The organism is Algibacter sp. L3A6 (assembly GCF_009796825.1).
GTDB lineage: Bacteria > Bacteroidota > Bacteroidia > Flavobacteriales > Flavobacteriaceae > Algibacter.
Genome location: NZ_CP047030.1, coordinates 246,982 through 259,493, shown reverse-complemented (window position 1 = coordinate 259,493; position 12,512 = coordinate 246,982). Strand labels below are relative to the sequence as shown.

Sequence of the window (12,512 nt, the reverse complement as noted above, 5' to 3'; positions counted from 1 at the left end):
GAGTGAAGTTAACCATTTTTAGAGTAAAGCAGAAAGTTTAACTTTGCATTTTCGAACTAAAATCTATGAATAAATTTTTGATATTTCTGTTATTGCCAATTATGGTCTTTTCTCAATCGTCTATTGCCGATTTTAAAGAGCTCGTTAGTAAAAAGCACTATCAAAAAGCCGAGCCTTTGCTTATTCAATATTTAGAAAATACGCCTAACGATTTGCAAGCGATTGAATTATTAGGAGATGTTTATGGACATCAAAAACAATGGGATCATGCTATTGATAATTATAAAAAACTTGTTGAAAGTAAACCTAAGACAGCCAATTATCACTATAAATACGGAGGAGCTTTAGGCATGAAGGCTCTATCGGTAAGCAAGTTTACCGCATTAGGGTTAATAGGCGATATTAAAGGTGCATTTTTAAAGGCCGCGGAATTAGATGCAACCCATATTGATACGCGTTGGGCTTTAGTAGAACTCTACATGCAATTACCGGGAGTTTTAGGCGGAAGTAGAAGTAAGTCTTTACAATATGCTGAGGAACTTGAAGTGCTTTCTAAAGTAGATGGCTATTTGGCTAAAGGTTATATTTATGAATATGACGACGAACCTAAACTTGCCGAAAAATTTTATAAAATGGCTATAGCTGAAGGCGGATCGCTAAACTGTTTCGATAAGTTAACTGCTTTTTACGAAAATGAAAAAAGACCAGAAGAAGCCATAAAAAATATAGAACAAGCCGAAGCTAATCATAAGCGTAATGCATTACACTACCAAATAGGAAAAGTTGCTGCAGAATATAACGTTGAATTAGAAAAAGGAGAAGCTTGTTTAAATCAATATATTCAACATTATTCGGCTAAAGATGGTGTGCCAAAAGCTTGGGCGTATTACCGTTTAGCGCAAATAGAAACGCATCAAAAAAATAAAGAAAAAGCTTTAAAGTATATTGATTTAGCAATTGTTGAGTTGCCAAAAATTAAGGTGTTCCAAAAGCAAAAAGAAGCTGTTTTAAAACTTTAGACTTATCTGTTTAGTCGTCTATTCTGTTAAATCTATAAATAGTTTCATCTTGTTTTATATGAAAGAATTTACAGTTAGAATAAGGCACAAATTCAAAAGTTTGATTAAAATTAAATCCTTCATTTTCAATTTTGAAAAAGGTATCGACATCAATATTTCCGTAAGGAGAAACACGTCTAAACCTATAGTTTAAAGCATTTTCCGTTTCATGGAGTTCAAACCATGCTCCAGCAGCAATGCCAGATAACCATTGCGCATTTTGATGTGTACCGTTAACGGGTTTGGGTTTTAAAGTACCAATAAGGTTTACTTTGTGGTCTTTCAGTTTATCTAAAAAACAACGTAGATTTTCACTTCTTTGCGAACCTTTAAATTTTGAAATCTCACCAGTTTCCGATACTTCAAAAGCATGTGGTTCTGTATTAGCAAGTAGCACATTACCAACAGTACTTGGTGTAAACCATTTAGAGTTTTCAATACTTTTTCTCATATCTGGCTTTGTAACAGAAGCGATTAAGGCATCACAAACAAAACGGGCACAATTACTAGCGTTTTTAATAAAGGCAGCATAACGTATAAAATGTTCGTTTTGCATCATGGTTATAAAGCTTCTAGCTTTTTTATAATCAATAGTATTACAAACAGAGGCTACTAATTTACCATCGCCATGGGTTAACTTAGGTTGTGTGGCTAAAAACTTTAAAATTTCGTCTAAATTCAAGATTTTATCATCTTTAATTTCTGCTTTTAGCGGGAAATGTAATTCGTTGTCGGTATCTCTACCTCGAACACGTCCGTTGGGTTCTGGTGTTATGTAACGTCCAAAATCGTGATATTCTAAAACACCTGTTTCCTTTTCAATTAAAACTAAAGCAGCATGACCAGCACGCAAATAATTCTTTTTTCCAACTCCTACAAATCTTAAAAATGGAGAAAACCATTCATCGGAAACCATAACAATAGTGTCAGGGTAGGCGAGTGTTAAAATAATTCCGGTATTATCCATTAACTATTTGAGGTGTTTTTAATGTTTTAGAAGAAACACTTTGGTTTTGTAAACTTTCATAACGCATATTAATGCTACTATTTGCCTTTATAACCTGAGTAATACTTGTGGTTTTTACAGTGCTGCGATTCATAATAACCCCGTATTCGTTATTATTTTGTCCTGCTGTTTTATGGAAATTTAAAATTGAACTTGGTGTTAATTTGTTTTCATTTTTATAATTATCGAACCATTGTAGACGCTCTGCTTTCATGGACGGATTGTATAAAGTGGACGAAGACCAAACTTTTGATTCTAGAGGTAGTTGCGTAAAATGTTTGTTGCTGCCATCCCAAACTAATTCGTAGAATTTTAACTTAGAATTCCAGTCGGCAACTACAACAGTAAAAGGTTCAATATCATCAAAATTGTAGTTTTCAATACAACGCTCTATATTATCTGTAATTAATAAGTCTTTAGTTACAACACCACGACTAACTCTGTATTTAGGTTGACGTTTATGAATTTTAAAACCACCGTTGAGTAAACAAATAACCCGGTTTTTTTCACTTACGCCAATCCATGTGCCGCCAGCCAATTTGTCTTTGGGAAATAAAAGGGTGGTGTTTTCAACGCTATAAAAATCGGGTTGAAGAGAAATACGATTTGGAGCTTCATCTCTATTAGAGGTTAGAACAAAGTCGTTATTCCCTGTTGGGAAAATAGTTACTGTACACATAAATTTATAGTCTGAAAACCGATTGGCAACTTACGAAAAAATGTTTCAAAATTTAAAATTTAGAAAGTCAAAAATCGGTTTTAGAGACTAAAATAGGCTTCTACGCCCTTGTATTACTAGGAATTATTTGGAGTAAGCTCCAGAAGAATACGTTAATTCGTAGCTATGTGTGTATATTTCAAAAACAATTCCGAAGGGATCTTCTACATAGCACATTTTATAAGGTTTATCATCTGGATAATACTCGCGAATAGGCATTCTTTGCTTACCACCGTTTTTTATAATTTTATCTATTAGTGTTTCAATGTCAGGATCTTGTATGCAAAAATGAAACAATCCGGTATTGAAAGGACTAAACTCTGGAGCTTCTTTTACGCCATGCGGAAAGCTAAAAAGTTCGATGCCAATACCATCAGATGTAGATAAATGTGCGATTTCAAAGGTTTCCCAATCTTCACCAAAAACATCAATACACATTTGCCCGATGGCAGTATCGCTTTCTTTTTTTACTTCAGAAGGTTCCATGATAATGTACCACCCCATAACATCTGAGTAGAATTGTACTGCTTTTTTTATGTCAGGAACCGTGATTCCGATGTGTGAAAACGATTTTGGATAATTTTTATTTAAAGTCATAATTCAAAGTTTTATTATGCAAACTAAGGTTATATTTGCCAATCTGGCAATAACTTACTAAAAAGTAGTATAGTTACCAAAACGAGTAAAATAATGATTTACAATTGATTAAATTTTTAAATGAATAAAAATAATTATTGTCCGCTTAACTATACCATGACTTTAATTGGTACAAAATGGAAACCATTAATATTATTTCATCTTTTAGAAGGTGCATTACGTTCGGGAATTTTACAGAAACAGATTATTGGTATTTCTAATAAAATGTTTACGCAAACGGTTCGCGAATTAGAGAAAGATGGGCTTGTTATGAGAAAAGTATATCCTGTAGTGCCACCCAAAGTGGAATATGCATTAAGTGAGCGTGGAAAATCTTTAGAAAATATTTTAAGAAGTTTAGATGAATGGGGAGCAAACGATTTGGATAATTAGTTAAAGCTGTCGTATTGTTTTGTTATAAATTAACGATGTTTTATGAGTCTTTGTGTCTTGAAAATCATTTTAAAATTCTTAGATTTGTAGCGTATTTACTGAATATTCAATAACGAAAAATAGAAAATCATGGGAAAAGGCTTTTTTAACGTACCAGTTGCTGTTAACGAACCTGTAAAATCTTACGCGCCAGGAAGTCCTGAAAGAGCGGAAGTATTAGAGGCTTATAAAACAATGTTTAATAGTAAAGTGGACGTTCCTTTGTACATAAACGGTGAGGATGTTGAAACGGGTAACACCAGAACAATGTCTCCTCCGCACGATCACAAACATGTGGTTGGAACTTATCACGTAGCAGAACAAAAACATATTGATGATGCTATTGCTACAGCTTTAGAGGCTAGAAAAACATGGAGTTTATTACCATGGGAGCAACGTGCAGGAATCTTTTTAAAGGCTGCCGAATTAATAGCAGGCCCATACCGAGCTAAAATTAATGCTGCAACCATGATTGCGCAGTCTAAAAATATATACCAAGCAGAAATTGATGCAGCTTGTGAGCTTATCGACTTTTTACGTTTTAACGTACAGTTTATGTCGGATATTTACATGGAGCAACCAGAAAGCACAAGTGATGCCTGGAACCGTGTTGAGTATCGCCCACTAGAAGGTTTTACTTATGCTGTAACACCATTTAACTTTACTGCAATTGCTGGAAATTTACCAGCTTGTATGGCATTAATGGGGAACGTTGTAGTTTGGAAACCTAGTGATAGCCAAGTGTATTCTGCAAAAGTTATTATGGATGTTTTTAAAGAAGCAGGTGTTCCTGCTGGCGTTATTAACGTTGTTTTTGGAGATCCGGTAATGATTACAGATACCGTATTGGCTAGTCCAGATTTTTCTGGATTACATTTTACAGGTTCTACTTATGTATTTAAAGAACTTTGGAAACAAATAGGGAATAACATCCATACTTATAAAACGTACCCAAAAATTGTTGGAGAAACAGGAGGGAAAGATTTTATTGTAGCTCACAAATCGGCAAATGCTAAGCAAGTTGCAACGGCAATTGTTCGTGGAGCATTTGAGTTTCAAGGTCAAAAATGTAGTGCGGCATCTCGTGCTTACATTCCAAAGAGCTTATGGAGTGATGTAAAGAATTTTGTGATAGAAGATGTAAACTCTTTTAAAATGGGTTCTCCTGAAGATATGAGTAACTTTATTACTGCTGTTATTCACGAGGGGTCTTTTGATAAATTAGCTAAATATATTGATCAGGCTAAAGTAGATGCTGATGCCGAAATTATTGTTGGTGGAGGTTATGATAAAAGCAAAGGTTACTTTATAGAGCCAACTGTTATACTTACAACAAACCCTAAATATACAACTATGAGTACAGAGCTATTTGGCCCTGTAATTACTATTTATGTGTATGAGGATGACGCTTACGCGGAAACATTAAAGTTAGTTGATGAAACAAGTGATTATGCATTAACGGGAGCTATTTTATCTACCGATAGATATGCAGTAACTCAGGCTACTGAAGCTTTACAAAATGCAGCCGGAAACTTCTATATTAATGATAAACCAACTGGTGCCGTTGTAGGACAACAACCATTTGGAGGCGCAAGAGCATCTGGAACTAATGATAAAGCTGGAAGTTCACAAAACTTATTACGTTGGGTGTCACCAAGAATGATAAAAGAAACGTTTGTAACACCTAAAGATTACCGTTACCCATTTTTAGGAGAATAAATCTTAAAACATATATTTTTAAAAGACCATCTAAAAATTTTAGATGGTCTTTTTTTGGTTTATGAAATTTTAGTGTGAATGGATTTTGAATTATATTCGTTGAATCTAGAAAATTTTCAAAGAATATAGTAAGAATTTAATCAATGAATGAAGAACAAAACTTACTGTGGAATAAACTTCAAAGTTTTGAAATAGATGATATTGATTCTTCTTTTAATTTTACGGATAGATTAGCTAGAGAAAATAATTGGTCTTTTGAATATGCGCTACGTGCAGTATTAGAATATAAAAAGTTTATTTTTTTAATTGCCATTTCAAACTTTCCTCAAACTCCTTCAGATGAAATAGATCAAGTTTGGCACCTTCATTTACTTTATACAGAATCTTATTGGATAGATTTGTGTAAAAATACAATTAAGAAAAATATACATCATGGTCCAACAAAAGGATTGGAAGAGCGTGGATTGTTTAAAGAGCAGTATTTAAAAACTCTTGGTTTTTATGAATCTACTTTTAATGAAAGACCTCCTGAGGATATTTGGATTGATGTCGAATCAAGATTCAAATATGTTCGTTTTACTAGAGTTAATAGAGCAAAGAATTGGGTAATACCAAAGTTTATATTTAAATAATAATGGACATACTTTCAAAAATAACACCTGCAGAGACATTACTTCTAAAATATGGGAGTTCGGCGGAATTAAAAGATTTAATGAAGTACACCTTCATGGATTTACTTTTAAAACAGGTTATTAAAATAGATAAGGTTGATAGAAAAGTTCATCCCAATGATAAATATATTCGAAGTTACACTTACATTGTGGCTGGTGAAAACTTAAAAAAATATAAATATAATAAACATGAATTAATTTTTTTAAGTCCTTTTTTAAAAAGTAAATCTATCCAGATTTTATTTAAAAATTATTTTAAAATGGTTTTTGACTTATCGAAAGGAAGTTGGAGTTATAAAAAGCTTGTTAGAAGTAGTGAAAATATCTATCCGTATTTTAAAAGTCATTTTTGGGCCAAATTATTTAGAGCTATTATACTAACAGATAAAGGAGCTTTAGTTCGAAATGATATTGTTGCATATTTAAATGATTTGGATCGAGGAATCGATAAATTAATGCATGACGATAAACAGAAAGGTTTAGAGGTATTGTTGCGGATTGGTGGGAATGTTTTTTTGTTAAAGAATTTAGATTTTGAATTTTTTAAAAATATTGATAAGTCATTTATAAGTCATCAGAAGACTTTAACTAATAACTCTGATGACACCTATATTTATTGGTGGGTTTATAGCGATGATGATAATTTTGACAATGTATTCGACTTGATTTCGGGAGGTTTTGATGACGTTTTAGAGTCTTTCGATTCTGAGTTTGATGCTAATAGTTGTTCTTCTTGGGATAATGATAGTAGCGGTTGCAATAGCTGTGATGGATGTGGAGGATGTGATTAAGGTATGAGTTTTAATTCAACTATCAACTATACGTTAAGGATTGAACGGCCTGTTTGAGCTCCCCGACCATAGGAGGGAGCGAGTAGTGAAAGCCTGACCCGAAGGGAAACGCCCACAAAAAATGAATGCGTTTGCCGAATAGAAAATGTATAGAATTATCTAAAAAAATAATTACCTTTCATAAAAAATTGCTGAAGCCATATAAATGGCATATTAATTGTTGAATTAATATAATATGAAAAAATATTTTACTTTAATTTTAGTTGTTTTACCGATATTGATATTTGGGCAGGCAAATAAATTGTTTCGTCAAGCCTTAAAAACTGAAGATTTAAGCGAGCGTATAGAGCTTTTAACGCAGGTAATTAATTTAGAATCTGATAAGTTAGATGCTTATTTTTATCGTGCGATTGCAAAAAATGACTTGGGTGATTACTCGGGAGCTATAATCGATTATTCTAAAATAATAATTACAGAGCCTGATGCCGATAGTTATTTTAATCGTGGTAATGCTCGATATAGTTTAGAAGATTTTGAAGGTGCAAGGCAGGATTATAAAGATGCTGTAAAAATAGACCCTAATTTCATGGATGCACTTTACAGTTTGGCTTGTGCTAATTTTGATTTAGGTGATTATACAGGAACTATTGAGGTGCTTAATGATTTGTTAAGTAAGGAACCGTATTATCCAAAGGGATACACGTTACGTGGTTTGGTTTTTGAGAATTTAGAGAATTACAAACAGGCCTTAAAAGATTATACAGTGGCGGTACTCATGGATCCGTCGGCAGATACGTACTACAATCGTGGTGTGTTTTTGTTGAGTATTAATTACTACAAGAAAGCAAAAAATGATTTTTCTACAGTACTAAGGTTGAATGAGAATAACGGGTTTGCTTATTTCTATAGAGGGACAACTCATTTGCTTTTAGGGAAATATAAAAATGCTGTTTCGGATTTTGAAACGGCATTAAAATTTGATTCGTTAGATTTTGATGCTATGCTTGGCCTTTCTATGACGTACTATAAGTTGAAAGATTTACCAAATACCAAATTATACTACAACAAGGCTAGAGATATTTTACAAAGAAATGGAAACACTGCTTCTGGAATTACCTTGTTTGAAAATACATACTGGCACAAAAATCAGTTCTATTTCTTTAATGAAAACGTAAAAGAGTTGGAAGAGCTTTAGTTTGTAAGCTGTTTATTTATCGTCTTTCTCAGGAACAGGATCGTATCCTGAACTTCCCCACGGATGACAGCTAAAAATACGTTTTATAGCTAACCAACCGCCTTTAAGTATGCCATGTTTTTCTAAGGCTTCTTTAGAGTATTGCGAGCAAGTAGGGTGGAACCTACAGGTTGCAAGTGTGAGTGGCGATATCAGTTTTTGATAAGCCTTTATTAAGAATAGAAATGGTGCTACTAATATTTTTTTCAGCATAAGATCTAAATAAGATTATAAACCCTTAAGTTATAAAGTAGCTTCCTGAATTTCTACAAAAAAGAAAGTGTTAGTTAACCGAATAGGTTGTACCGTCTTTACCATCTTTTAGTAATATACCCGCTTCGGCTAGTTCGTCACGAATTTTATCAGATAAAGCAAAATCTTTATTAGCTCGAGCTTCTTGTCTTAGTTTTATTAAAACATTTACAGCACCAGTTAATTTATCGGTTCCGGAATCGTTTTTAACCACGTTTTCTAGACCTAAAACATCAAAAACGAAGATGTTCATAGTATTTGTTAAAGTTGCTAAATCTTCAGCAGAAATAGTTTCTTTACCTTCTTTTATTTGGTTGATGTATTTTGCCGCTTCAAATAAATTTGCAATTAAAATCGGCGAGTTAAAATCGTCGTTCATGGCATCGTAGCAAGATTGTTTCCAAGCATTGATATCTACAGATGACGTTTGCGATACTTCTAATTTTTCTAATAAATTAACAGCATCCATTAATCTGTAAAAACCTTTTTCACTGGCTAATAAACCATCGTTGGTTAAATCTAAAACACTTCTGTATGACGATTGTGCTATAAAAAATCTAATAACACTAGGCGCATATGCTTTACTGAAAAAATCGTTATTACCCGAAAGTAACTCGTCCGGATTTACCGTGTTTCCGGTAGATTTAGACATACGTTGTCCGTTTAATTCGAGCATATTGGCGTGCATCCAATAGTTTACAGGCGATTTTCCTTTGGCCGCTTCATTTTGTGCAATTTCACATTCGTGATGCGGAAACTTTAAGTCCATTCCACCACCATGAATATCAAATTGCTCTCCTAAATACTTTGTGCTCATAGCAGTGCACTCTAAATGCCATCCAGGAAAACCATCGCTCCAAGGCGAAGGCCAACGCATAATGTGTTGAGGTTCTGCTCTTTTCCAAAGCGCAAAATCTTGTGGGTTTCGCTTATCACTTTGTCCGTCGAGTTCTCTTGTATTGTGAATTAAATCTTCAAGCTTACGTTTACTTAATTTTCCGTATTCGTGAGTTTCATTAAATTTATGAACATCAAAATATACAGATCCGTTTACTTCGTAACCAAAACCATTTTCGATAATGGTAGAAATTAATTCAATTTGTTCAATAATATGCCCCGTTGCCGTAGGTTCTATACTTGGCGGTAAAAAATTGAATGTATTTAATATATTATGAAAATCTACGGTGTAGCGTTGCACTACTTCCATAGGTTCTATTTGCTCTAAGCGTGCTTTTTTAGTGATTTTATCTTCACCTGCATCTGCATCGTTTTCTAAATGTCCAGCATCGGTAATATTACGAACATAACGCACTTTATAACCCAAATGCTTTAAGTAGCGGAACACCATATCGAAAGACATAAACGTTCTAACATTACCTAAGTGTACATTACTGTAAACCGTAGGTCCACAAACATACATACCCACATACCCGGTTTCAATAGATTTAAAGGTTTCTTTTTTTCCTGTAAGTGAATTGTATATTTTTATGGGGTTATGCTCGAAAAGTTGCATGCGTTAAATGTTGTTAGGTTTAGATGTTGTTGATTTTAAATCGAGAGTGAATAAATTAAAAATTTAAAATTTAGTTTCTAATTTGATGTAATCTAAAAACTCTCTTCTAGTAGATTCTTCTTTAAATTTACCACCAAATTCTGAAGTTACAGTACTGCTTTCAATATCGCGAATACCTCTAGAGTTTACGCATAAATGCTTAGCATCGATAACACAAGCAACATCGTCTGTGTTTAATACTTCTTGTAATGCTTTTACAACTTGAATCGTTAAGCGCTCTTGAACTTGTGGACGTTTTGCATAATAATCTACAACGCGGTTCATTTTAGATAAACCAACTACCGTTCCGTTAGAAATGTAAGCAATGTGCGCTCTTCCAACAATTGGTAATAAATGGTGCTCGCATGTTGAGTATACTGTTATGTTTTTTTCAACAAGCATTTCTCCATACTTGTATTTGTTGTCAAAAGTAGATGCTTTTGGTCTTTTCTTAGGGTCTAAGCCACCAAAAATTTCGTTTACAAACATTTTTGCAACACGATTAGGTGTACCGCTTAAACTATCGTCGGTTAAATCTAACCCTAATGTTTCCAAAATGTGACGTACATCGTCTTTAATAATGTCTATTTTCTCTGAGTCAGAAAGGGTAAAAGCATCATTCCTTAAAGGCGTGTCCGCTGATGTTCCAATATGGTCTTCGCCCAAAGTATCGTGTTCTTCTATATTATTATCCATTTTCATTTGCGAAAAATATCTTATTTTTAAGTCTGCAAAGATAAGTAATTCCGTTTTGTTATGTTTTATCTTAACATATAATTGTTGTTTCTACTTGGTCTGTTTTTCTCTTTAAATATTACAATTAAAATGAAAAAAGCCCGAACGTTTTAAAGTTCAAGCTTTTTAAGTGTTTTAAAGTCGAAATATTTACTAGATATTAAAGCTTAAAGATAGTGTAACATTAGAGTTTACTCTATCGATATCAACAGTATCAATTAGTCCAACATTGTATAATGATGTTTGGTATGAGCGTTTAGCCTGATCGAAGGTTAGGTCTAATTTTGTGTTACCAAAATTATATCCTAAACCTAGAGAAAAACCATTTAAATCTCCAACAGTAACACCATCGGTATATGGACTTTCTTCAAATCTATAACCACCTCTAAAACTTAGTTGTTTTACTTTGTACTCACCACCAAAACGGTAAGTAGAAGCAGAGGTTAATACGTTTGTAATATCTGCGTTTAAACCTGTATAATCTGCTTCTGGTTTAAATGTAGTGTTGGCATAGTTTTTATTCGAGTAATCGAAACTAATTAAACCTTGTTGTCCAAAAATATAAGCTAAACTCCCTGTAAATTTCCCTGGCGTTTGTAGCTTGTATTCTGGGTAAATATTTACGATTTGTGGATCTAAAGCATCAATGTTTTGATTAACTAATTCACTAGTATCTAAAAATTGAGATGTTTCTTCTTCAATAGTGTACCAAGTTGGTGAGTCGTAGGTTAATCCTAATCTAAATTCTTGTGATAATTTAAAAATCCCTCCAATTTGAAAAGAAAAACCATTACCTGTTGTGGATAAAGCATTATCGAAATCTATAAAATCAATTAATCCGCCATTATTATTGTCTTCTAATAAAGATGTTGACCGTTGATAATCTATAAAATGAGAATTTAAGTTAATCCCTAAATAAACATTGTCTTGATATTGAGTAGCAAAGTTAAAACTTATTTTACCATTATATCCTGTTTCAACATTGGTATAGCGGTGTTCAAAATTACCAGAATTTACATTAGCTGTATATGTTGTGTTTGCGTCATTGCTGATGTCATCAGCTTCTAAAATAAAAGATTCAAAACCTAAAAAGGCTTGTTGATTAGCGAAACCGTAAGCTCTACCTATTTCAGAGTAAGCTTCTCTGATAGATTCATTAGGAAAAGCAGAAATTTGATCTAAGCGCCTACCATCGGCATAATCATAAAAATAACTAGCAATAGAATTACTGAAATTTCCGTCGTCATTTGTATTAATTCCAGCAGAATACCAACTATTATTATGGTCGTTTGTTCTGTCGTAAGCTATGGCTAAAGTGAACTTTCTCCATGGTGAATTGTTATTGCTTTTAAAAACAAAAGCGGCGCCACCTTGGTTTAAATCGAATTTAGAATCGTTTGTTTTTTCAATGTTTCCAAAATAGTTTGTAGTGTTGTTTTTATCTGCACTTACTAATGAAAACGATGCGTGACTTTGACTAAAGACAGCGGAGCCAGCAGGGTTTATGCTTACTGCACTCAAATCACCTCCTAGAGCACCAAAGGCACCGCTTAACGCTCTAAATCTAGCACTTCCTTGAATTTCATCTTGAGAGTAACGTAAGGCGTCACTAATATCTTGCGCGTATATATTAGACATAGAGAATACACCTATGAATAGTAAACTTAACTTTTTCATATATAAATATTTTTCTTTTTTTTAGAATGAA

General features: G+C 33.3%; 13 protein-coding genes. 6 read left to right on the top strand and 7 right to left on the bottom strand.

The features are described from left to right. Positions 1 to 65: 65 nt before the first annotated feature. Positions 66 to 1,019: a tetratricopeptide repeat protein gene (locus tag GQR98_RS01065; RefSeq protein WP_159017884.1), complete on the top strand. Its 954-nt coding sequence runs from the start codon at positions 66 to 68 to the stop codon at positions 1,017 to 1,019. 10 nt (positions 1,020 to 1,029) lie between these two features. Here GQR98_RS01065 and GQR98_RS01060 read toward each other — a convergent pair whose 3' ends face one another. The 3 genes from GQR98_RS01060 to GQR98_RS01050 all read right to left on the bottom strand — a co-directional run bounded on the left by GQR98_RS01060 (position 1,030) and on the right by GQR98_RS01050 (position 3,379). After that, entirely contained in the window at positions 1,030 to 2,025 is a 996-nt protein-coding gene (locus tag GQR98_RS01060; protein ID WP_159017883.1) for a DUF6695 family protein, read from the bottom strand. After that, positions 2,018 to 2,743, bottom strand: coding sequence for an NRDE family protein (locus GQR98_RS01055; protein WP_159017882.1), 726 nt, complete (start codon positions 2,741 to 2,743; stop codon positions 2,018 to 2,020). The genes GQR98_RS01060 and GQR98_RS01055 overlap by 8 nt, the downstream gene beginning before the upstream one ends. A 123-nt stretch (positions 2,744 to 2,866) precedes the next feature. Continuing rightward, positions 2,867 to 3,379 (bottom strand): lactoylglutathione lyase family protein, encoded by a 513-nt coding sequence (locus GQR98_RS01050; RefSeq protein ID WP_159017881.1) that lies wholly within the window; start codon positions 3,377 to 3,379, stop codon positions 2,867 to 2,869. Positions 3,380 to 3,499: 120 nt separating this feature from the next. Between GQR98_RS01050 and GQR98_RS01045 the strand changes: the two genes are divergently transcribed. From GQR98_RS01045 to GQR98_RS01025, 5 genes are all read left to right on the top strand, one after another. Continuing rightward, complete coding sequence (locus tag GQR98_RS01045; protein WP_159017880.1) at positions 3,500 to 3,811, top strand: winged helix-turn-helix transcriptional regulator; 312 nt, start codon at positions 3,500 to 3,502, stop codon at positions 3,809 to 3,811. Between the two features lie 129 nt (positions 3,812 to 3,940). Next, positions 3,941 to 5,569 (top strand): L-glutamate gamma-semialdehyde dehydrogenase, encoded by a 1,629-nt coding sequence (pruA, locus tag GQR98_RS01040; RefSeq protein WP_159017879.1) that lies wholly within the window; start codon positions 3,941 to 3,943, stop codon positions 5,567 to 5,569. Between the two features lie 143 nt (positions 5,570 to 5,712). Further along, positions 5,713 to 6,201, top strand: coding sequence for a glycine-rich domain-containing protein (locus tag GQR98_RS01035; RefSeq protein WP_159017878.1), 489 nt, complete (start codon positions 5,713 to 5,715; stop codon positions 6,199 to 6,201). A 2-nt stretch (positions 6,202 to 6,203) separates the two neighbouring features. Beyond that, entirely contained in the window at positions 6,204 to 7,031 is an 828-nt protein-coding gene (locus tag GQR98_RS01030) for a hypothetical protein (RefSeq protein ID WP_159017877.1), read from the top strand. A gap of 235 nt (positions 7,032 to 7,266) precedes the next feature. Beyond that, entirely contained in the window at positions 7,267 to 8,226 is a 960-nt protein-coding gene (locus tag GQR98_RS01025) for a tetratricopeptide repeat protein (RefSeq protein WP_159017876.1), read from the top strand. Between the two features lie 12 nt (positions 8,227 to 8,238). Here the strand turns inward: GQR98_RS01025 and yidD are convergent, their stop codons facing one another. The 4 genes from yidD to GQR98_RS01005 form a co-directional block, all read right to left on the bottom strand. Next, positions 8,239 to 8,478 (bottom strand): membrane protein insertion efficiency factor YidD, encoded by a 240-nt coding sequence (yidD, locus tag GQR98_RS01020; protein WP_159017875.1) that lies wholly within the window; start codon positions 8,476 to 8,478, stop codon positions 8,239 to 8,241. A 70-nt stretch (positions 8,479 to 8,548) separates the two neighbouring features. After that, positions 8,549 to 10,030 carry a cysteine--tRNA ligase gene (cysS, locus tag GQR98_RS01015; protein WP_159017874.1) on the bottom strand — a complete coding sequence of 494 codons (1,482 nt, stop codon included), beginning with the start codon at positions 10,028 to 10,030 and terminating at the stop codon, positions 8,549 to 8,551. Between the two features lie 63 nt (positions 10,031 to 10,093). Then, on the bottom strand, positions 10,094 to 10,771 hold the full coding sequence (folE, locus tag GQR98_RS01010) for a GTP cyclohydrolase I FolE (protein WP_159017873.1): 678 nt from the start codon (positions 10,769 to 10,771) through the stop codon (positions 10,094 to 10,096). 186 nt (positions 10,772 to 10,957) lie between these two features. Beyond that, positions 10,958 to 12,481 carry an OmpP1/FadL family transporter gene (locus GQR98_RS01005; protein WP_199270253.1) on the bottom strand — a complete coding sequence of 508 codons (1,524 nt, stop codon included), beginning with the start codon at positions 12,479 to 12,481 and terminating at the stop codon, positions 10,958 to 10,960. Positions 12,482 to 12,512: the final 31 nt, after the last annotated feature.